General features: G+C 59.2%; 19 protein-coding genes. 8 read left to right on the top strand and 11 right to left on the bottom strand.

Annotation, left to right across the window (positions count from 1 at the left end):
- Positions 1 to 18: 18 nt before the first annotated feature.
- The 8 genes from K4O48_RS02425 to K4O48_RS02390 all read left to right on the top strand — a co-directional run bounded on the left by K4O48_RS02425 (position 19) and on the right by K4O48_RS02390 (position 6,307).
- Positions 19 to 1,272 (top strand): NAD(P)/FAD-dependent oxidoreductase, encoded by a 1,254-nt coding sequence (locus K4O48_RS02425; RefSeq protein ID WP_222910600.1) that lies wholly within the window; start codon positions 19 to 21, stop codon positions 1,270 to 1,272.
- A 10-nt stretch (positions 1,273 to 1,282) separates the two neighbouring features.
- The gene (locus K4O48_RS02420; protein ID WP_222910599.1) at positions 1,283 to 1,804 is read left to right on the top strand and encodes a DUF3261 domain-containing protein; all 522 of its coding nucleotides are present in this window, start codon (positions 1,283 to 1,285) and stop codon (positions 1,802 to 1,804) included.
- Entirely contained in the window at positions 1,804 to 2,994 is a 1,191-nt protein-coding gene (locus K4O48_RS02415) for a beta-ketoacyl-[acyl-carrier-protein] synthase family protein (protein WP_222910598.1), read from the top strand. The genes K4O48_RS02420 and K4O48_RS02415 overlap by 1 nt, the downstream gene beginning before the upstream one ends.
- Entirely contained in the window at positions 2,991 to 3,443 is a 453-nt protein-coding gene (locus K4O48_RS02410; RefSeq protein ID WP_222910597.1) for a hotdog family protein, read from the top strand. Before K4O48_RS02415 ends, K4O48_RS02410 begins: the two co-directional genes overlap by 4 nt.
- Complete coding sequence (gene fabG, locus K4O48_RS02405; RefSeq protein WP_222910596.1) at positions 3,440 to 4,168, top strand: 3-oxoacyl-ACP reductase FabG; 729 nt, start codon at positions 3,440 to 3,442, stop codon at positions 4,166 to 4,168. The genes K4O48_RS02410 and fabG overlap by 4 nt, the downstream gene beginning before the upstream one ends.
- Positions 4,168 to 5,394 carry a beta-ketoacyl-ACP synthase gene (locus tag K4O48_RS02400; RefSeq protein ID WP_222910595.1) on the top strand — a complete coding sequence of 409 codons (1,227 nt, stop codon included), beginning with the start codon at positions 4,168 to 4,170 and terminating at the stop codon, positions 5,392 to 5,394. The genes fabG and K4O48_RS02400 overlap by 1 nt, the downstream gene beginning before the upstream one ends.
- Before the next feature lie 28 nt (positions 5,395 to 5,422).
- A complete protein-coding gene (locus tag K4O48_RS02395) occupies positions 5,423 to 5,863 on the top strand; it encodes an excinuclease (RefSeq protein WP_222910594.1) in 441 nt (146 codons plus the stop codon).
- 150 nt (positions 5,864 to 6,013) lie between these two features.
- On the top strand, positions 6,014 to 6,307 hold the full coding sequence (locus K4O48_RS02390; protein ID WP_222910593.1) for a hypothetical protein: 294 nt from the start codon (positions 6,014 to 6,016) through the stop codon (positions 6,305 to 6,307).
- A 47-nt stretch (positions 6,308 to 6,354) separates the two neighbouring features.
- Here the strand turns inward: K4O48_RS02390 and hemE are convergent, their stop codons facing one another.
- The 11 genes from hemE to K4O48_RS02335 all read right to left on the bottom strand — a co-directional run bounded on the left by hemE (position 6,355) and on the right by K4O48_RS02335 (position 21,898).
- Positions 6,355 to 7,419, bottom strand: a complete 1,065-nt coding sequence (gene hemE, locus K4O48_RS02385) for a uroporphyrinogen decarboxylase (RefSeq protein WP_222910592.1) — start codon at positions 7,417 to 7,419, stop codon at positions 6,355 to 6,357.
- Positions 7,420 to 7,623: 204 nt separating this feature from the next.
- On the bottom strand, positions 7,624 to 9,042 hold the full coding sequence (locus K4O48_RS02380; RefSeq protein ID WP_222910591.1) for an FAD-dependent oxidoreductase: 1,419 nt from the start codon (positions 9,040 to 9,042) through the stop codon (positions 7,624 to 7,626).
- A gap of 110 nt (positions 9,043 to 9,152) precedes the next feature.
- Positions 9,153 to 13,601 carry a glutamate synthase large subunit gene (gltB, locus tag K4O48_RS02375; RefSeq protein WP_222910590.1) on the bottom strand — a complete coding sequence of 1,483 codons (4,449 nt, stop codon included), beginning with the start codon at positions 13,599 to 13,601 and terminating at the stop codon, positions 9,153 to 9,155.
- Positions 13,602 to 13,774: 173 nt separating this feature from the next.
- Positions 13,775 to 15,280: an SPOR domain-containing protein gene (locus K4O48_RS02370; RefSeq protein WP_222910589.1), complete on the bottom strand. Its 1,506-nt coding sequence runs from the start codon at positions 15,278 to 15,280 to the stop codon at positions 13,775 to 13,777.
- A 9-nt stretch (positions 15,281 to 15,289) separates the two neighbouring features.
- Positions 15,290 to 16,393 (bottom strand): 3-dehydroquinate synthase, encoded by a 1,104-nt coding sequence (gene aroB, locus K4O48_RS02365; RefSeq protein WP_222910588.1) that lies wholly within the window; start codon positions 16,391 to 16,393, stop codon positions 15,290 to 15,292.
- 23 nt (positions 16,394 to 16,416) lie between these two features.
- A complete protein-coding gene (gene aroK / locus K4O48_RS02360; protein WP_222910587.1) occupies positions 16,417 to 16,962 on the bottom strand; it encodes a shikimate kinase AroK in 546 nt (181 codons plus the stop codon).
- Positions 16,963 to 16,969: 7 nt separating this feature from the next.
- Positions 16,970 to 19,066 carry a type IV pilus secretin PilQ gene (pilQ, locus tag K4O48_RS02355; protein ID WP_222910586.1) on the bottom strand — a complete coding sequence of 699 codons (2,097 nt, stop codon included), beginning with the start codon at positions 19,064 to 19,066 and terminating at the stop codon, positions 16,970 to 16,972.
- A gap of 51 nt (positions 19,067 to 19,117) precedes the next feature.
- Positions 19,118 to 19,645, bottom strand: coding sequence for a type 4a pilus biogenesis lipoprotein PilP (gene pilP, locus K4O48_RS02350; RefSeq protein ID WP_222910585.1), 528 nt, complete (start codon positions 19,643 to 19,645; stop codon positions 19,118 to 19,120).
- Complete coding sequence (gene pilO, locus K4O48_RS02345; RefSeq protein ID WP_222910584.1) at positions 19,642 to 20,265, bottom strand: type 4a pilus biogenesis protein PilO; 624 nt, start codon at positions 20,263 to 20,265, stop codon at positions 19,642 to 19,644. Before pilO ends, pilP begins: the two co-directional genes overlap by 4 nt.
- Positions 20,262 to 20,834, bottom strand: a complete 573-nt coding sequence (gene pilN, locus K4O48_RS02340) for a type 4a pilus biogenesis protein PilN (RefSeq protein ID WP_222910583.1) — start codon at positions 20,832 to 20,834, stop codon at positions 20,262 to 20,264. Before pilN ends, pilO begins: the two co-directional genes overlap by 4 nt.
- Positions 20,834 to 21,898, bottom strand: a complete 1,065-nt coding sequence (locus K4O48_RS02335; RefSeq protein ID WP_222910582.1) for a pilus assembly protein PilM — start codon at positions 21,896 to 21,898, stop codon at positions 20,834 to 20,836. The genes pilN and K4O48_RS02335 overlap by 1 nt, the downstream gene beginning before the upstream one ends.
- Positions 21,899 to 21,917 lie beyond the last annotated feature (19 nt).

The following is a 21,917-nucleotide window of genomic DNA, read 5'->3' as shown; positions in this document are numbered from 1 at the left end:
TCCTATCGAGTCATACAGATGAAGGCTTCCCCGCAATCAGAACGTCGCACCGTCGTGGTTATTGGCGCTGGCCCCTCTGGCGCCATCGCGGCAGCCCTGCTCAAGCGCAAGGGGCACGATGTGCTGATCATCGAGCGACAGCGCTTTCCGCGCTTCTCGATCGGTGAAAGTCTCCTGTCACACTGCCTCGACTTCCTAGACGAAGCAGGCATGCTCGAAGCGGTGCAGGCTGCCGGGTTTCAGACCAAACATGGCGCCGCCTTCGGCTGGGGTGAGCGCTACACCGAATTCGACTTTCGCGACAAGTTCACCGACGGGCATGGCAGCACCTATCAGGTCCAACGCGCTGATTTCGACAAATTGCTGGCCGATCAGGCCGAATCGCAGGGCGTGGAGATTCGCTACGAGGAAGAAATAACCGCTGCCGATTTCAACGGCCCGCGCCCCAGTCTGCAGGTGCGCCGGCAGGACGGGAGCGCCTATGTGGTCGAGACGGAGTTCGTGCTCGATGCCAGCGGCTACGGCCGGGTATTGCCGCGCTTGCTCGAGCTGGAAGCACCGTCGAGCTTTCCGCTACGCCGCGCCGTGTTCACGCACATCAACGACAAAATCGACGACCCGCATTTCGACCGCAACAAGATTCTCGTCACCACGCATCCCGAACTGCGCGATGTCTGGTATTGGACCATCCCTTTCAGCAATGGCCGCTGTTCCCTGGGTGTGGTCGCCAGCGCCGAACGCTACGAACAACGCCCGCTGGACCTGGACGCCTGCCTGAGCGAGTTCGTGCTGGAGGCGCCCAATCTCAAACGCATCCTAAGGCATGCCGAGTGGGACACACCGGCCCGGTTGATTGGCGGATACTCGGCAAACGTCAAAACACTGCATGGCCCGGGCTTCGCTTTATTGGGTAACGCAGCAGAATTCCTCGACCCGGTGTTTTCCTCGGGTGTCACCATCGCGATGCGCTCAGCAAGCATGGCGGCGGCAGTGCTACACCGTCAGCTGACGGGCGAAACGGTAGATTGGGAAACCGAGTTCGCCGCACCGCTCAAACGTGGCGTTGACACCTTCCGCACTTACGTCGAAGGCTGGTATGACGGCAGTTTCCAGGACGTGATCTATTACGAGCGCGCTCAACCCGAGATACGCCGCATGATCAGCTCGATACTGGCGGGCTATGCCTGGGACACCAACAACCCCTACGTCGCCGAACCCCGGCGGCGCTTGAAGGTGCTGGCTGAGCTGTGCGCTTCAACGGAACTGCTGTGAGCCTACCCTCATGATCCTGCCGGCTCGCTATGCGCGATCTCTGGCTTTGCTATCGCTGGCGTTGATGCTCGTTGCCTGCGCTCAACGTATGCCACTGCCCTCGGACACCCCGCGCTTATCGCTGCCGATGCAGCTGCACATACAGCACGATCAGGATGGCACGCGGGATTGGCTGCTGGTCATCCAGCAGGAAGACCGTGCTTTACGCTGGTCGTTGTTAGATCCGCTGGGCATTCCTCTGGCGCGCCAGCTATTGCTCGATGGACGCTGGCAGGCGGATGGCCTGCTACCCCCCAATCCTCAGGCACGTGAGCTGTTTGCGGCATTGCTGTTCGCACTCACGCCGGCCGAACAGTTGGCGGACCTCTACTCTCACGCAGCCTGGATGCTGCAGCACGACGGGCGAACCTTGGTTGATGGCGCTGCAGCCTGGCACGTCCGCTATCTGAAAGATGAGCGCATCGAACTCGACGTCGGGCCAGCGCTGACCTATCGTGTCGCCCCCATTGCGACCGCTGGAGCCCGCCACTGATGACCATCGCCTACCTGAACGCTCTCGGGGTGATCTGCGCGCTGGGGCGTGGCAAAGCCGAAGTCGCCCGACGATTGCTGGATGGCGACAGCTCGGGCATGCAGCTCTACCCGCGACCGGTAGCGGGTCGTCAGCTTCCAGTCGGTGCGGTCACCGGCGAGCTTCCGTCACTCGGCGACACACCGCTGCGCTACGCCACGCGCAACAACCAACTGCTGCTGGCAGCGATGGAGGAAATCGGAACCGAGCTGAAGGCAGCGATTGCACGCTTCGGTTCATCGCGTGTGGGTGTCGTGATGGGCACCAGTACGACGGGTATCCAGGAAGCGACCCAGGCCATCACTCAGCTGGTCCGCGAAGGACAACTGCCCGCAAGCTACCACTACGGTCATCAGGAACTGTCGGCGCCGGCGAGCTTTATCAGCGAGCGGCTACAGCTCAGCGGCCCGAGCTATTCGATTTCCACCGCGTGCACCTCTAGCGCCCGCGCGCTGCTCAGTGCAAAGCGACAGCTGGATGCAGGAATTTGCGACGCGGTGATTTGTGGTGGTGTTGATAGCCTCTGCGACCTGACGCTGCAGGGTTTCAGCTCCCTTGAAGCGACCAGCGAATATGTCTGTAATCCGTTTTCAGCTAACCGTGACGGTATCAACATCGGCGAGGGGGCGGCCGTCTTCCTGATGACGCGCGAGAAGGGCCCGATTGCCTTGCTTGGCGCTGGCGCCAGTTCCGACGCGCACCACATTTCAGCACCCGACCCGCACGGCCAGGGCGCTATCGAGGCCATGCGCAAAGCGCTATTCGACGCGGCGATACGGGTTGAGCAAATCGATTACCTGAACCTGCATGGCACCGCCACACCACACAATGACGCAATGGAAAGCCTCGCGGTTGCCGCCGTGTTTCCAAATGGCGTGCCCTGCTCGTCCAGTAAACCCCTTACTGGGCATACGCTCGGTGCCGCCGGCGCGCTCGAAGCCGCGTTCTGCTGGTTGGCACTGTCCGAGCACAACCCGCTACAGCGTTTGCCGCCTCATCGCTGGGACAACCAGCCGGACGCCGACTTGCCTCGCCTTAATCTGAACACAGCCGGCACGGTCATGGCAGGCTCCGACTGTCGTCGGATGATGAGCAATTCCTTCGCCTTCGGCGGCAACAACATCAGCCTGATCCTGGGAGACGCGCCATGATTGATTGGCCAGTCGCCGAACTGCTCCCCCATGCGGGGGACATGGTCCTACTCGACGCCGTGGAGGTGTTCGACGCGGAAAGCATCGAAACGCGCCTCCAAGTTAAGCCGTTCGGACTGCTGAACCTGCCCGACGGCAGCCTGCCGGCGTGGGCGGGCATCGAAATCATGGCCCAAACGGTCGCCGCCTTCGCCGGCTGCCACGCCCGCCAGGCCGGGTTGCCCGTCGAACTGGGCTTTCTGCTCGGCACCCGCAGCTTCCAATGCAATGTCGAGCATTTCCCAGCCGGCAGCCTGCTGCGCATCCGCGCGATTCGCTCATTGCAGGATGACAACGGCATGGGCGTATTCGAATGCCATCTCGACGGGCCCGGCATCCATGCCGAGGCGCGCCTCAATGTGTTCCGCCCGCCCGAAGTGGCGAGCTATCTGCAAGAGCCTAACCCATGAGCCACAACATATTGGTCACCGGCTCCAGCCGTGGCATCGGTCGCGCTATCGCGCTGCGCCTGGCGCGAAGCGGGTACGACATCGTCCTCCATTGCCGTACCCGAGTTGATGAGGCTAAAGCTGTGCAGGCCGAGCTGCAGGAATTGGGTCGTCAGGCGCGCATCCTGCAATTCGATGTCGCGGATCGGGCCGCCTGTCGCGCCGCACTGCAAGCCGATATCGAGGCGCACGGCGCCTACTATGGGGTGGTCTGTAATGCCGGTCTGACGCGTGACGGTGCCTTTCCCGCCTTGACCGAGGATGACTGGGACCTGGTGATGCGCACCAATCTGGATGGTTTCTACAATGTCCTGCATCCGCTGACCATGCCGATGATCCGCCGCCGACAGCCCGGCCGCATCGTCTGCATCACATCGGTTTCGGGCCTGATCGGCAATCGTGGGCAAGTCAACTACAGTGCATCGAAGGCCGGTGTGATCGGCGCCGCCAAGGCGCTGGCAGTGGAGCTTGGCAAACGTCGCATCACCGTAAACTGCGTCGCACCCGGCCTGATCGATACCGACATGCTCGATGATGGTCTGCCAATCGAGGAAATGCTCAAGATGATCCCCGCTCAACGCATGGGCACACCCGAAGAAGTCGCCGGTGCGGTCAATTTCCTCATGTCGGAAGAGGCCAGCTACATCACGCGCCAGGTGCTGGCGGTTAACGGCGGGTTGTGCTGATGAAGCGGGTCGTCGTTACCGGCATGGCCGGCATCACGTCGCTCGGCAGCGACTGGGCAACCATCGAAGCCCGCTTCAGCGGCAACCGCAGCGGCATCCGCTACATGCGCGAGTGGGATCGTTTCACCGAACTCAACACCCGCCTGGCCGGGCCCGCGGACGATTTCGTTGTCCCTGGGCACTGGACGCGCAAACAGCTGCGCAGCATGGGTCGGGTCTCCCGATTGGCGGTGAAGGCGGCGGAGCAGGCGCTCGATCACGCCGGCCTGCTCGATGATGTCTCGATCCGAGACGGCCGCATGGGCGTCGCCTGCGGGTCATCCACCGGCAGCACCGAGGAAATCAAAGCCTTCGGCAACATGTTGCTCAACTCCGTGGCCGACGGGCTGAACGCCAACTCCTACATCCGCATGATGCCGCACACCACGGCGGCCAACATCAGCATCTTCTTCGGCCTGACCGGACGGGTGATTCCCACGTCGAGCGCCTGTACCAGTGGCAGTCAGGGCATTGGTTATGCGTATGAAGCCATCAAATTCGGTCGCCTGCCGATGATGCTCGCAGGCGGTGCCGAGGAGCTCTGCGCAACTGAAGCGATGGTTTTCGACGCGCTCTACGCGACCAGTCTCAAGAACGATGCGCCCCATACCACCCCTCGCCCCTACGACGCCGGTCGCGACGGACTGGTGATTGGTGAGGGCGCCGGCATGTTGGTACTGGAAGAGCTGGAGCATGCGCTGGCCCGCGGCGCCACCATTCACGCCGAGCTGGTGGGTTTCGGCAGTAATGCCGACGGCCAGCACGCCACCAAACCCGAGCAGCTGACCATGCGCCGGGCAATGGAGCTGGCGCTGGAAGACGCCGGCCTGTCGTCCGATGCGATCGGCTACGTCAACGGCCACGGCACCGCCACGGAACAGGGCGACATCGCCGAAACGCAGGCGACCCACGGCCTGTTTGGCCCCCGCATGCCGATCAGCTCGCAAAAAAGCTACTTCGGACACACCCTCGGGGCCTGCGGTGCGCTGGAATCCTGGTTTAGCATCGAGATGATGAACAGCGACCGCTATGTTCACACGCTCAACCTGGACAACATCGACCCACGCTGCGGTGAGCTGGACTACCTCATCGGCGCGCCCCGTGTGATGTGCCATGAGTACGTGATGAACAACAATTTCGCCTTTGGCGGGATCAACACCTCGCTGATCTTCCGCCGCTGGGCCTGATTACCCCCAAAGCCGCAAGGAGAACGCCATGAAGAAAACCATAGGGATCGGTGCTGCACTCATGCTTTGTGCAATGCCCGGTATCAGCCAGGCCCGCGACACTACTCACTTCCTTCCTTTCGATCAGGTCGTGGCCGAAGCGACGGCCTCTGGCAAGCTGGACGGAAGCGTCAAGTTCTATCTCGCTGGCACGACCCCCAAGGGTGCGCAAATCATTCGCCGTGACGTCACCACCAGCAAGAAAACCAACGCGTTCAACAAGACCGACGAGAATGCCTGCAGCTGGGCGCTGCAATCGGCGCTGATCAGCATGCAGCAGGCGGCCAAGGCCGCCGGCGCGAATGCGGTGGTCGATGTCGCCAGCAACTACAAGCATGTTGAGTACAAGGACAGCCAGAAGTATGAGTGCCACGCCGGAGCCATCATGGCGGGGGTCGCAATCAAGGGCAATCTAGCCAAACTGAAGTAGCCCTGTCAGCGTGCCCTTACTGCGGCGGGTGGCGGTCTCAGCGGCCAAGTAACGGGCCCGGTGGTCACCTCAGCGTCGGCTACAGCCGAACAAACAACTGGACCGGCGAGTCAACTGAGCAGTTACCTTCCAACAATCGAGGAGCTGCTCATGTTCGATAAGTCGTCGCACAAGTTTGAGGTCAATTACATCTTTCAGAACGACCCGCGCGTTCAGATCATCGAGTCTGAGGAGGAGCGCATGTCCCAAGGCAGCGCCGCTCGGCATCTGATCGAACTGCATAACGGTGATGCCGAGAACAGCCTGGTGATGCCGGAGGCGAGCGCCGACGAGGCCAAGCTGCTGGAGCAGGCCGAAGTCATCGGCATCACCGATATCCGCGTGACCAAGCTGGTCCACGAACATAAGCCGGGCACGACACCCGGACATTACCAGCAGCCATAAACAAAAAGAGCCGCGGTAAGCGGCTCTTTCTTTTCCCGGCAGTTTACTCAGCTGTGATACTTGGCCGACAGCTCGTGCACCGACTCGATGAAGGCGCCAGCGTGGGCCGGATCAACCTCCGGCGTGATGCCATGACCCAGGTTGAAGACGTGCCCTTCACCCGCACCGAAACTCGAGAGAATGCGCCCAACCTCGGCACGGATGGCGTCCGGCTTCGCGAACAGCACGCTCGGATCCATGTTGCCTTGCAGCGCTACCTTGTTACCGACCCGCGCCCGCGCCTGGCCGATATCGCAGGTCCAATCGAGTCCCAGCGCTTCGGCTCCGGTATCGGCCATGGATTCCAGCCAGAGTCCGCCGCCCTTGGTGAACAGAATCACCGGTACGCGGCGCCCGTCATGCTCGCGGATCAGGCCGTTGACGATCTTCTGCATGTAGGCCAGCGAAAACTCCTGATAGGCGGCAGCAGAAAGGCTACCTCCCCAGGAATCAAAGATCTGTACCGCCTGCGCCCCGGCCAGAATCTGCCCGTTGAGGTAGCTGGTCACCGATTGTGCGAGCTTCTCGAGTAACGCATGCATCGCTTGCGGATTTTCATAGAGCATCGCCTTGGACTTGCGGAAGTCTTTGGAGGAGCCGCCTTCGACCATGTAGGTCGCTAGCGTCCACGGGCTGCCGGAAAACCCGATCAGCGGCACTCGCCCGTTCAGCTCTCGGCGGATGGTGCGCACCGCGCTCATCACGTATCCCAGGTCCTTCTCCGGATCCGGGATCGGCAGCGCCTCGATGTCGGCCATGCTGCTGACGACTTTCTTAAAGCGCGGCCCTTCCCCGGTTTCGAAATAAAGGCCCAGGCCCATGGCGTCCGGCACAGTGAGGATGTCCGAGAACAGGATGGCGGCATCCAGCGGATAACGCTCCAGTGGCTGCAGCGTGACCTCGCAGGCCAATTCGGGGTTCATGCACAGGCTCATGAAGTCGCCCGCCTTACTGCGGCTGGCCCGGTATTCCGGCAGGTAGCGTCCGGCCTGACGCATCATCCACACCGGGGTGACGTCGACAGGTTGCTTGAGCAGGGCGCGGAGGAAGCGATCGTTCTTCAAGGCAGTCATGTCTGGGTTCCAGCAAAAGAGTGGCGGCATTGTCGCAAAGCGGAAAACAAAAGGCACGGCGAGCGCCGTGCCTTTTATCTATAGGCTTGATTCTGGTCAGGCCCGTTTGGAGGCATGCTCCAAGTAAAGCCTGTGGGTGGATGTCGCTTCTTACATCCACATTGCTCTGCCCGGTGGATCGAAGAAGCGGACCCGCCCGACGGATCAGACTTCCAGGTAGTCCAGGATGCCCTCAGCGGCCTGACGGCCTTCGAAGATTGCCGTCACGACCAGATCGGAACCGCGCACCATGTCGCCACCCGCAAAAATCTTGGGATTGCTGGTCTGGTGCTTGAACTGGCCCAACTCCGGTGCCACGACACGCCCCTGATTGTCGGTCTGAATACGCTGGCCTTCAAACCACTCGGCCGGGCTCGGACGGAAACCGAAGGCGATGACCACGGCATCTGCCGGCAGCACTTCCTCAGAACCGGGAATCGGCTCGGGACTCCGACGGCCCCGCGCGTCCGGCGCGCCAAGACGCGTCTCGACCACCTTCACGCCCTCGACCTTGCCTTCGCCAACGATTGCAATCGGCTGTCGGTTGAAGAGGAATTTAACGCCCTCTTCCTTGGCATTCTTCACTTCCTTGCGCGAACCCGGCATGTTCGCCGCGTCACGACGGTAAGCGCAGGTCACGCTCTTCGCGCCTTGGCGAATGGAAGTGCGGTTGCAGTCCATCGCGGTGTCACCGCCACCCAGCACCACGACCTTCTTGCCTTTCATGTCGACGAAATCCTCGGGCGATTTTTCGAAGCCAAGGTTGCGATTAACGTTGGCGATCAGGAAGTCCAGCGCATCGTGAACACCGGGTAAATCCTCGCCCGGAAAGCCGCCCTTCATGTAGGTGTAGGTGCCCATGCCCATGAACACCGCGTCATAGTCGGCGAGCAGTTGGTCGATCGTCACGTCCTTGCCCACTTCAGTGTTCAGGCGGAACTCGATACCCATGCCGCCGAAAATCTCGCGGCGACGGCTGAGTACGCTTTTCTCCAGCTTGAACTCCGGAATGCCGAACGTGAGCAAACCGCCAATCTCAGGATTCTTGTCGAATACAACCGGGGTGACGCCGCTGCGCACCAGCACATCGGCGCACCCGAGCCCCGCCGGGCCCGCACCGATGATGGCGACTTTCTTGCCGGTCGGTTTGACCTTGGACATATCGGGGCGCCAGCCCATGGCGAACGCGGTATCCGCAATGTACTTCTCGACCGAGCCAATCGTGACGGCGCCAAATCCGTCGTTCAGGGTGCAGGCGCCCTCGCACAAACGGTCCTGGGGGCAAACCCGCCCACAGACTTCTGGCAGGGTGTTGGTCTGATGCGCCAGCTCGGCGGCCGCGAGGATGTTGCCCTCGGAGACGAGCTTGAGCCAGTTGGGGATGTAGTTGTGGACCGGGCACTTCCATTCACAATAAGGGTTGCCGCAACCCAGGCAGCGGTGAGCCTGCTCACAGGCCTGCTGTGGTTTGAAGGGTTCATAGATCTCGACGAACTCTTTCTTGCGCTGGCGCAGCAGCTTCTTCTTCGGATCCTTGCGCCCGACTTCGATGAACTGGAAGTCGTTATTCAGACGTTCAGTCATTTCAAAACCTCTTAGCGGCAGCCGCAAGCCCAAGGCTGCAAGCTGCATGACAATCACGGAGCGGGGCGAGCCTCGAATTCATGGCCGAGGCTCGCCGCTGAACCTGCTTTTTATTGGGGGTTGGCCCGAGTGGACGACAGCAACGTTGCCAGGTTGGCCGCCTTCGGTTTGACGAGCCAGAAGCGACGCAAGTAGTCGTCGAGGTTCTCAAGAAGTGTCTCGCCCCATGCGCTGCCGGTTTCAGCCACATACTCGCGCAGCACATCCTGCAGGTGGCTACGGTGGGCTTCCATCGCCTCGCCCGTGATGCGCTGCAGGTTAACCAGCTCATTGTTCACCCGGTCGACAAAGCTGTTATCCATGTCGAGTACATAGGCGAAGCCGCCGGTCATGCCGGATCCAAAGTTGTAGCCGGTTTTGCCGAGGACGCAGACGAAGCCGCCTGTCATGTATTCGCAGCAATGATCGCCGGTGCCTTCCACGACCGCATGCGCGCCGGAGTTGCGAACAGCGAATCGCTCACCAGCGGTACCACTGGCAAACAACTTCCCGCCAGTGGCGCCGTACAGGCAGGTATTGCCGACGATGGCCGAGTTCTGCGACTCGAAAACGCTGCCCTTCGGCTGGGTGACAACCAGCTTTCCGCCGGTCATGCCCTTGCCAACGTAGTCGTTAGCATCCCCTTCGAGATACAGGTGGAGGCCTCCGGCGTTCCAGACACCGAAGCTCTGCCCCGCGGTCCCCTTGAAGCGGAAGGTGATCGGCGCGTCCTTCATACCCTGGTTGCCGTGCACCTGAGCGATCTCGCCCGACACACGAGCGCCAATAGAACGATCGCAGTTGCAGATATCCAGATCGAACTCGCCGCCGCTCTTCGCGTCGATGGCAGCGCGGGCGAGCTTGACCATTTCCTCAGCCAGCAGCCCCTGATCGAAGGGCGGGTTTTTCTCAACTTCACAGAACTGCGGCTTATCGGCCGGAACGTGGTCGCTTCCGAGCAGCGGTGTCAGGTCGAGATGATTTTGCTTCGCAGTGTCGCCGGGGAGCAGTTCGAGCAAATCGGTACGCCCGATCAGCTCTTGCAAGCTGCGCACACCCAGCCGAGCCAGCCATTCGCGTGTTTCTTCTGCAATGAACGTAAAGAAGTTAACGACCATATCAACGGTGCCGATGAAATGGTCTTTGCGCAGCTGATCATTCTGCGTGGCAATACCGGTAGCGCAATTGTTCAAATGGCAGATACGCAGGTATTTGCAGCCCAGCGCGATCATCGGCGCAGTACCAAAGCCGAAGCTTTCGGCACCCAGAATGGCAGCCTTCACCACATCGAGGCCGGTCTTCAAGCCTCCGTCGGTCTGTACCCGGACCTTGCCACGCAGATCGTTGCCACGCAGCGTTTGATGAGTTTCAGCAAGCCCGAGCTCCCACGGCGAGCCGGCATAACGGATCGAGGTCAGCGGCGACGCGCCCGTGCCACCGTCGTAGCCGGAGATGGTAATCAGGTCCGCGTAGGCTTTGGCCACGCCAGCGGCGATGGTACCGACGCCAGGCTCGGCCACCAGTTTGACCGATACCAGTGCCTTGGGGTTGACCTGCTTAAGGTCAAAAATCAGTTGGGCCAAGTCTTCGATTGAATAGATGTCATGGTGCGGCGGCGGAGAAATCAACGTCACGCCGGGCACCGCATAGCGCAGCTTTGCAATCAGGCCGTTAACCTTGCCACCGGGTAGCTGACCACCTTCGCCAGGCTTGGCGCCTTGAGCGACTTTGATCTGCAGCACTTCAGCATTAACCAAATACTCCGGCGTGACACCGAAACGACCGGTAGCCACCTGCTTGATTTTCGAGCTGCGCTCGGTGCGGTATCGCGCCGGGTCTTCGCCGCCTTCGCCGGAATTGGAACGTGCACCGATGCGGTTCATCGCCGCGGCGATCGCTTCGTGCGCCTCAGGCGATAGCGCGCCGAGCGAAATACCGGCGGAGTCGAACCGCTTGAGAATCTGCTCAAGCGGCTCGACCTCTTCGAGTGCCAGAGGCTGCTCCGACACTTTCAGCTTGAGCAAATCGCGCAGCATCGCGGCCGGGCGCTGGTCGACAAGGGCGGTGTACTCTTTGAACCGATGGTAATCGCCTTGCTGCACCGCAACCTGGAGCGCGGCGACCACGTCTGGGTTGTAGGCGTGGTACTCGCCACCATAAACAAACTTCAACAAGCCACCCTGCTGGATCGGCTTACGCGCGCTCCAGGCCTCCGCGGCCAACGCTTTCTGCTCGGCTTCCAGATCGGCGAACCGCGCACCTTTGATACGACTGGCCACACCGCGGAAGCTGGTTTCGACCACATCATCAGCCAGACCGACCGCCTCGAACAACTGAGCACCGCGGTACGAGGTGATGGTAGAGATACCCATCTTGGAGATGATTTTCAGGAGGCCTTTCGAAATGCCCTTGCGATAGTGTTTGAACACCTCGTAGAGGTCACCGAGCACCTCGCCTGTACGGATCAGATCGCCGAGCACTTCGAACGCGAGGAAGGGGTAGACCGCCGTCGCACCAAAGCCAATCAACACGGCGAAGTGATGCGGATCACGCGCCGTGGCAGTTTCGACCAGGATATTGCAATCGCAGCGAAGACCCGTCTCAATCAGGCGGTGATGCACCGCGCCTACTGCTAGCGACGCATGTGCCGGCAGCTTGCCTGGCCCGATATTGCGGTCACTGAGAATCAGCATGACCTTGCCGCTGCGCACCGCTTCCTCTGCCTGATCGGCAATGTTTCGCACGGCGGCTTCGAGCCCGATGGACTCGTCATAGTTGAGGTCGATCAGTTGGCGCTCGAAGCCTGGGCGGTCGAGCTCCATGATCGTGCGCCACTTGGCGGGCGATATGACCGGAGTGGTCAGAATCGCGCGGTTGGCGTGGTCGGCGGTTTCTTCGAAGACGTTACGCTCAGCGCCCAGGCAGGTTTCGAGCGACATCACGATAGATTCACGCAGAGGATCTATCGGCGGGTTGGTTACCTGGGCGAACTGCTGGCGAAAATAGTCAAACGGAGAGCGCACCCGCCGTGACAGTACGGCCATCGGCGTGTCGTCGCCCATAGAGCCCACGGCTTCCTGCCCCTGCTCGGCGAGCGGACGCAGGACCTGATCACGCTCCTCGAACGTGACCTGGAACATCTTCATGTACTGCTTGAGCTGATCGGCATCGTAAAAAGCCGAGCCGTGATCGTTATCATCCAGCGTCGACTGGATGCGCAACGCATTCTGACGCAGCCACTTCTTATAAGGTTGCTGAGATTTCAGACGGTTATCGATGTCGTCGGTATGCAGTACCTGCCCCGTTTCGGTATCCACCGCCAGAATCTGGCCCGGTCCTACGCGGCCCTTGGCGATCACATCCTCAGGCTTGTAATCCCATACGCCCACTTCAGAGGCCAGCGTGATGTAACCATTCGTGGTGGTCACCCAGCGCGCCGGACGCAGACCGTTCCGATCCAGCAAACAGATCGCGTGACGCCCATCGGTGAGCACCACGCCCGCCGGACCGTCCCACGGCTCCATGTGCATGGAGTTGAATTCATAAAAAGCGCGAAGGTCGGGATCCATGGTCTCGACGTTCTGCCAGGCCGGCGGGATGATCATGCGCAGACCGCGGAACAAATCCATGCCCCCGGTGACCAACAACTCCAACATGTTGTCCATGCTGGACGAGTCGGAGCCGGTCCGGTTGACCAGCGGATCGAGGCTCTCCAGATCAGGCAGCAGCTCGTTGGCAAACTTCAACCGGCGCGCCTGTGCCCAGTTACGGTTGCCGGTGATGGTGTTGATCTCACCGTTGTGGGCAAGAAAACGAAACGGCTGAGCCAGCGGCCATTGCGGCATGGTGTTAGTGGAGAAGCGCTGATGGAACACGCAAATGGCAGTTGCAAGCCGCTCGTCGCCGAGGTCGGGATAGAACTGCGCGAGATCCGCCGGCATCATCAGCCCTTTGTAGATGATGTCCCTGTCAGAGAGGCTGCAGACATAGAATTCTTTGTCGCTGGCGAGGGCTACTTCAGCGCGGCGCCGGGCAAAAAACAGCTTGATGCCGAAGTCACGCTCGGACAGGCCATCAGCACAAACGAAGACCTGCTCGATGCGCGGCAGGCGCTCAAGCGCCAGGCGTCCCAGCACGCTGGTATCGACCGGCACCTCGCGCCAGCCCACGAGTCTCAAACCTTGCGCGGCGATGTGTTCGTTGAGACTGGCGCGGGCAGCGTCCGCCTTGGTCGTGTCCTGGCTGAGAAAGATCATGCCGACGGCGTATAGCGCCGGGAGATCGGTGTCGAAATGCTGCTTGGCCATCGCGCGAAGAAACGCATCGGGCTTTTGCATCAGCAGGCCACAACCATCGCCGGTTTTGCCGTCGGCGTTGATGCCACCTCGGTGTGTCATGCAGGTGAGCGATTGAATAGCGGTCTGAAGCAGGTGATGGCTTGCCTCGCCCTGCATATGGGCGATCAGACCGAAGCCGCAGTTATCCTTGAACTCTTCAGGACGAAAAAGACCTGCTCTCATAGGCACTCCACCAGCTAAATACGATGTAAATCAACCCCTTATTGACGGCGCACAGAATCGCCCCGTCATACACGTGGGCAAAAGGGGGAGCAGTTTACAAAGCTGAGTAGAACGACACAATTTATTTTTGCAAGCCCCAAAACGGTGCATATCGCACCTTTTTAGGGCAATTATTAGCGCACCTGGACAATCTCTTGTTGCACGCTTGCAAACGTACGAGGCCAAGGTTGTCCGGCCCGCAGCGAAGCCGGCAATTTCTGGATGGCTTCCAATGCCGCGTTGCGACTGGCAAAACTGCCGTAGGTCACGACATACAGCGGCTTGCCCTCGTGGCGCTTAGCGAAGTAGCGGTAATGTTCGCCATGCTGTTTTATCAATGCTTCGGCATTACCCTGCGTTCGGGTACCTAACACCTGAACCAGGTAGTTGGTTTTCGGCTGACTGGCGTACCAGCCAGCCGCAGCCGCACCGGGAGCGGCCTGCGCGGCAACCTGCCGCACCGGCTCCTTCTGCGGGAGGTCCGCGACTGGCTCAGGCTCAGCGACAGGCGGTTGTACTGCCGTAGGCACAGCAACCTCTGCAGGACGGTCACCCGTCGGTCGGACTGGAGACTCCACCGGCTGAGCCGAGAGATCGTCCGACTCTCCACTTCCGGCAGCAGCAAGCGGCTCACGAATGACTGGCTGATCGGGCGGAGACTCAGCGACGTCCGCGCTAGCGGACTCAACGCTGTCAAGCTCCCCGGACGGCCGCGCTTCACCCCTGGAGTCGGGCGAGCCATCCATTTCGAGCGGCAAGCTGGTGGCCACGGGCGGCGATGCCTCGTCGCCGGAATCCCTCATGAATAACGCGATGGCGATGGCGAACACCACCGCGACCAACGCCGCCAGGTGTTTCATCGGCAGTGGCAAGCGCCATCCAGGCGACTTTCGCCGCCCTTTGGAATGCGACATCGCCTCGAGCAGTTCTTCACGCGCCGCATGATTTATCGCCCCGGGCCAGCCGCCCGAGCTTTCGTGGATTCGAACGATCTGTTCTTCGGTAAGGCAATCCAGCCCTGTCCCGGCCCCGTCGAGACGCAGCGACAGGTACTCTCGGGTCTCGTCCTCTTCGTAGGGCTGCAAGGCGATCTCATGGAACCGCTCCTCACCCTCGACCAGTGCCTCCAGGCGCGACACCAATGATTGCTCACCAAACAGGAAGACATGCGGCCTCCCCTCGGGGCTACCTTGCGCCAATCGCAATAGGGTCTCAACCGCAGCACCGGTAAGCCGCTCAGCATCATCGACCAACAAGTAAACCTCTTGTCCGGTCAATGCCAGCTGAATGATTTGCGCCATGATCGAATCGAAATCCGCGCGCTGGCTGCCGAGCGCCTGAGCGATCTGCTGCTGCACGGCGCTGGAATCGATGGTTTCCTGCGGGGAAATGATCACGCTCTGAACGGACTGTTTGTTGCTACTCGCAACAAGCGCTTGGCGTACGAGCGTCTTACCGCTCCCCTCGGGACCGGTTACGACCAGCAACAACTGACTGTAGCGGGCAAGGTGATGCAGCTGTCCTAAAACAGGCTTGCGTTGAGCTGGGAAGAATTTGAAACCGGGCACCCGAGCAGCGAAAGGGTCATGACTGAACCCGTAATGGTTCAGGTACGAATCGTCGGCAGACAAACTGGTCATGGAAATCTCTTAGGTTCTCAACTCTTGCGTTAGCGCTTCGTAGTTGACGTTCAATGTGGCTTCCAACACTTCAGATGGGAAGTCATCTGTGACCACAGCCTCACCCAGCCGTTTGAGTAACACCAAGCGTAACCGCCCATTCAAGACCTTTTTGTCGACTGCCATATGCTGGAGAAAATCTTCCGCGCACATGTTCGCCGGGGGCACTACGGGTAACCCGGCACGTGACAGCAAGCGCACTGCACGGTTTCGATCTTCGACGGAAAGCCAGCCCAGCTGGCACGACATTTCCAGCGCCATGACTGTCCCCGCGGATACGGCTTCACCATGCAACCAGGCGCCGTAGCCTTGATGGGTTTCGATCGCGTGTCCGAATGTATGACCAAGATTGAGCGTGGCGCGAATACCTGCCTCTCGCTCATCCGCCCCTACGACTCTCGCCTTGGCGGCGCAGGAGCGACTTATGGCTTCAGTAAGTGCAGCCTGATCCAGGGCTCGCAGCTTGCCAATATTGCTCTCCAACCATCCCAAAAACGGCCCATCGCAGATCAAACCGTACTTGATAACTTCCGCCAGGCCGGCTGACAGCTCACGCGCCGGAAGCGTAGCCAGCGTCGTGGTATCAATGAGAACAGCTTGCGGCTGATAGAACGCACCGATCATGTTCTTACCGAGCGGATGGTTGATGCCTGTCTTACCACCGACAGACGAATCCACCTGGGATAAAAGAGTGGTCGGGATCTGGATGAAATCGACACCGCGCTGATAGCAGGCGGCTGCGAAACCAGCCATGTCGCCGATAACACCGCCTCCCAGCGCAATGATCGTGGCGCTACGGTCGAGCCTGGACGTCAATAACGCATCGAAGATTGACTGCAGAGTCTGCCAGTTCTTGAATCCTTCTCCATCTGGAAGCACAACAGGAGTGATTGAGAAGCCGGCAAGGCTGTGCAAAAGGCGTTCGATATAGAGCGGCGCAACGGTGTCGTTAGTGACGACCGCAACCTGCTTGCCGCGAATGTGACGGGACAACAGCTCGCCGCGATCGATGAGCTGCTCGCCAATGAAGATCGGATAGCTACGCTCACCGAGATCGACCTGAAGAGTCTGCATAAGGCCCCCACGAATAAAGGGAGCTAGGATAGCGCAGATCGCCCCAGGCTTTCACGAGGAGCCAGCGCCTGTAGCTGACCGAGAATTTCGACCACTACCAAGCGCGGAGGGCGCTCGTCTGTGAGGATGATGATATCCGCGACTTCGCGATAGAGAGGATCCCGCACCGCCATCAAACTTGTCAGAATCTCACGAGGGTTGGCTGTCTGCAGCAGCGGTCGATTGCGATCACGAGAGGTGCGGTCGAGTTGCTGTTCGACCGATGTGCGTAAATAGATCACCCGACCGCTCGCGCGCAAAAGCTGACGATTATCCTGTCGAAGTACCGCACCACCTCCAGTTGCGAGTACCACGCCTCGCATCTGGCAAATATCTTTGATGGCCGCGTGCTCCCGCTCGCGGAAACCCAGCTCTCCTTCAACGTCAAATATCAGCGGTATGCTGGCACCCGTGCGCTGCTCGATCTCCTTGTCGGAATCCCGAAAGGGGAGACGTAGCTCCTTGGCGAGCAGGCGTCCGATGGTGCTTTTTCCAGCGCCCATCGGACCCACGAGGATGATATTGAACATCAACTAATTAACGACTGGCTTGGATCGCCTGATTATTCATGATCCGTGGAGTGATGAACACCAGCAGTTCAGACTTTCGATCCTGCACCAAGTCGCGACGGAACACCCGACCCACGAACGGCAGATCGCCTAGGAACGGAACCTTGTCGACGGACTTGCTCTGCGTATTGGAGAACACGCCGCCGATCACGATCGTCTCACCATCGGTAACCAATACCTTCGCATTGACTTCGTTCTTGCGGATGGCGGGGATACCGCCAGTACTAGCCGCCTGCGAGAAATCTGGCTCATCTTTGGTGACCTTCACCTCCATGATAATCCGGTTGTCTGGCGTAATCTGCGGAGTAACCTCAAGCGACAGGGCCGCCTCTTTGAACGAAGTGCTGGTTGCACCGCTGGAACTCGCTTCCTGATAAGGAACCTCGGACCCTTTCAAAATCTTCGCCGTCTCTTTATCAGCCGTTACAACCTTAGGCTGCGAAACGACCTCACCATTACCGGTCTTTTCCATCGCTGAAAGTTGCAGGTCTAGAATAGCGTTGTTTGTCACAAAGCCCAGACCAATACCGGAGTTCGCACCAATCGCCCCCATATCTACAAACGGTAGATTAAACGGACGATTAATGATATCCGGCTCACCTTCCCCACCCTCTTCTAATGTTAAGCCCTCCGCCCCCCTTCCGTAGGCGCTCCAATTGTCATTCAGGTTCAGGTTGCCGCCCCACTTGACACCCAGGCTTTTATCGTAATCAACATTCGCCTCAACGATGCGAGCCTCGATCATCACTTGGCGCACCGGAATGTCCAGCTGAGCAACGATCCGTCGCAGCTCGTCGAGACGCTCTTGAGTCTGATACGCGATGATATTATTCGTGCGGTCATCTACAGCGATAGACCCACGATCCTCACTCGCACCGCCCTGGTCCGTAACGGACTGGAACAGCCGAGCAATATCGGAAGCTTTCGCATAGTTAACCTGCACGACCTCGCGACGCAGGGGCGCCAACTCAGCAATCTGCCGCTGCGACTCCAGTTCCTGACGCTCCCGGGCGGCGATCTCATCTGCCGGCGCGACCAACAACACATTGCCAACCTGCCGCTTATCGAGACCCTTGGTCTTCAATACGAGTTCTAACGCCTGGTCCCAAGGTACATTCTGCAGACGCAATGTAATATTGCCCTGTACGGTATCGCTCGCCACCAAGTTAAGGTCAGTAAAGTCTGCAATCAGCTGCAGCACAGACCGCACATCGATATCCTGAAAGTTCAGCGACAGCTTCTCTCCAGAATAAGTGAAGTGTTCAGCCTTTCGCTTTTCGGCATCCGCTTCGCTAAGCGGCTTAACGCTGATTGTTAGCTTGTCATCGGTCTGGTAGGCGAGATAGTCGTATCGTCCCGTCGGCTCGATAGCAATACTCGCCCCTTCAGCCTTACTGCTTGAGTCGACGAACTTGACCGGTGTGGCGAAATCCTGCACGTCCAACCGGACGCGTAGCGACTCTGGCAGTTGTGTCTTGGCGAAAGAGACACGAATCTTGCCGCCCTGCTCCTCGATGCTGGGACTGATCGTCGGGTCCGATAGCGTGATAACCACGTCGCCCGCACCACCCTCTCCGCGACGGAAATCGATATTGGTGATCGACTTGCTCGCTGCCATCGCGGCGACTGGAGCAGTCTTGGCCACCGGCGCAAGCGGAGCGGCGGATACAGCGGCCGGTGAAGCACCGCTCTCGCCTAGCACGACGAATAGATTGTTTCCGTCCACACGGGTCGAGTATGGAACGAGCGCCGTCAGGTTTACGATGAGGCGAGTTCTGCCTTGCGCCTCAACGACCGTCACGCTACGGGCATTGCCGACACCCAGCTCGCGGTTCTTGGATGCAAGATTGCTGGAAACACCCGGCAAATCCAGCGCGATGCGCGCTGGCTGGTCAAGTGTGTAGCCGCGCGGCGTCGGCACCGGCTCATCGAAAGCCAACTTTAGCTCAACGCGGTCGCCAGGTAGCGACGCCACGTCGAGTGAATTCAGATTTGCAGCCAATAGCGCGGGCGAAATAAGTACTGCCAGCAATGACAAACCAAGGCGTGATAGAGAGGTATTCATAAAAGGCTTCCGTTGTGCAGACCGGTAAAGGTTTTCCATTTTTGCCATGACTCAAGAGCGCTCTTTCAAGGTCAGGCTACGCGGGCGCTCAAGCCACCCACCCTCTCCGTCCGGAACGATTTCAAGCACATCCACCTCGGCTTCGCTGATCTCAACGATACGACCGTGGTTGCGCCCCAGATAGTCACCGACCTTGACTCGGTGAACCCCGTCACCACCTTTAATCAAGGCGTAATTGCCCGCGCCATTGGCCAACGTACCGACCATGACGAAATTCTCGATATTGAATTCCTCAAGGAATTGCTTGATGCGTGTTTCGTCGGGCCGAATATCCTTTGAACCTTTCTGCCGCTGGGCCAGATCAATCTTCATTGGAGGCTGAAATGGATGACGCAGCGACGCAGCACTATAAGTGAACGCTTCATACGGCAGGAACGCCGGCAACGGCTCAATCGTTCCTTTGGGCTTAGCTCGCACATCGCTCATGTATGCGCGCAGATCGTCAAAATCACCGCTAACGCCACACCCAGCTAGAAATACGAGGCTCAAGCCCATCGCGACAAGTCGGGCTCCATTCATTTCTGCAGCCCCTTGTCGTTGTAACGGTAGGTTTTCGCCAGGATATTCATATGCAGCTTGGACGCAGAATCCTTGCTCTGAGGCTTAATCTCGAAATCATGCAGCGTGACGATTCTCGGCAGGCTTGAGACGCCGCTAACAAACGTCGCGAGATCGTGGTAAGCACCGACCACTTTGATCTGTATGGGCAATTCAATGTAGAACTGCTGAGTTACTTCCGGCTGCAGCTTGATTTCCTCGAACTCAAGTCCGCTTCCAAGCCCGGTACGGGTAATATCCTCAAGCAAGCCAGGCACCTCGGTATCGCTTGGCAGCTGTCGCAATAGGGCGCCGAACGATTCCTCCATCTCAGCCATCTGCGTCTTGTAGGCTTCGAGGTTTGCAGCCTGAAACGCCTTCGTGGAGAACTGCTGTTTCAGCGTCTCTTCCTGAGCCTTTTCCTGATCCAGGCTGGCTTGTAAATCACTTAGATAAAAGTAATAGCCGCCGCCGAGCAACAGAGCCATCAGCAAAGCGGCCGCAATCACCTTTACCGCAGAGGGCCATGAGCCTAGGTTGTTCATGTCCAGCTCGGACAGATCGACGCTGCGCAGGCCCTGCATAGAGCTTGCCAGACTCATGGCTTACCTCCTTCAACCGCTGCGCCAGGCTGGGTTTGCTGTACCGTTAGTTGGAATACGTTTTCCTGATCGACCGCACCGGCTGTAACAGCCTTCACTTCGTTCAGGTTGGGCGCATCCAACCACTCCGACCCGTCCAAGTTACGCATCAAATTAGAGACCCGGTTGTTTGATTCGGCGCCACCGACGATGGCGATGTTCTTGCCTGTCATTTTCAACCCGGTGAAATAGACGCCGTCGGGAAGCGTTCGCACCAATTGATCAAATACCCGACCGATGATTGGCCGATTGCCCTGCAGGTCCTGGATGATCTTCATTCTTTCAAGCAATTGCTGCCGACGCTCGCGCAATTCCTTGATTTCGGCAATGCGGGCATCCAGCACCGCAATCTCTTTACGAACAAACTCGTTTCGTGCGTTTTGCCGTTCAATGGCGTGGGTAAAATACTGATCAGCAAGAAACAGCAGACCCACCGCAACGACAGCGACGCCCGCAAGCGACACAAGGAAGCGTTGCTTACGCTCTTCGCGGAGCTGCTCGCGCCAGGGTAAAAGGTTGATCCGGGCCATCAGTCAAAACTCCTTAAGGCCAACCCACAGGCAATCATCAGAGACGGCGCATCGCTGGCAAGCGCACCCGCGTTGACCTTGTTACTCAAGGCCATATCGGCGAAGGGGTTGGCAACTAGAGTCTGGGTTCCGATTTTCTGCTGAATCAAACGATCCAGTCCTTGAATCGAAGCCGTGCCGCCGGCGAGAAGAATGTAATCCACGTCATGAAATTGGCCGGCGGCAAAAAAGAACTGCAGCGAGCGAGAAACTTGTTGAACGACGGCTTCTTTGAACGGCTGCAACACTTCGCTGTCGTAGTCATCTGGAAGCCCGCCCTGCTTTTTAGCCAGTCCAGCCTCTTCCATCGACAGACCGTAGCGGCGCTGGATTTCTTCTGTCAGCTGGCGGCCACCGAACAACTGCTCTCGCGTATAGATTGTTCTACCGTTATGCAGCACGCTCAGAGTCGTCATGGTCGCACCTATATCCACCAGCGCCACAGTCAACTCTTCATGCCCCGCCCCTAACTGGGGAGTTAGCAGACCATAGGAGCGTTCTAAGGCGTAGGCTTCAACATCGACTACCTTAGCCGTCAACCCCGCCAAGGCGAGCGCTGCCTCGCGGATCTCAACATTCTCCTTGCGGCACGCAGCCAACAGGACTTCGACTCGGCCTGGGGAGCGAGCTGCGGCACCCTGCACCTCGAAGTCGATAGCGACTTCTTCCAATGGATAGGGAATGTACTGATCCGCTTCGATCTTGAGCTGATTCTCCAGCTCATCGTCGGTCAGACCCGATTCCATCTCGATGCTTTTGGTAATGACCGCTGAACCGGAAACCGCTACAGCGGCCGACTTCACCCCGGTTTTCGCTTTGGCCAGCAACCGGGACAACGCCTGCCCCACCCCCTCCAGCTCGGCGATATTTTTCTCCACCACAGCATTTGGCGGAAGCGGCTCGACCGCATAGGACTCAACCCGGTAGCGGGAGCCTGAGCGGCTTAATTCCAGTAGCTTGACGGACGTCGAACTGATGTCGATCCCAAGCAGCGTGTTCGCTTTCTTAGTGAAGAGCCCTAGCACGGCCGATTTCCTATCTTTA

The sequence above is a fragment of the Pseudomonas sp. DNDY-54 genome, assembly GCF_019880365.1.
GTDB lineage: Bacteria > Pseudomonadota > Gammaproteobacteria > Pseudomonadales > Pseudomonadaceae > Stutzerimonas > Stutzerimonas stutzeri_P.
This window is presented reverse-complemented; position numbering and strand designations above follow the sequence as displayed.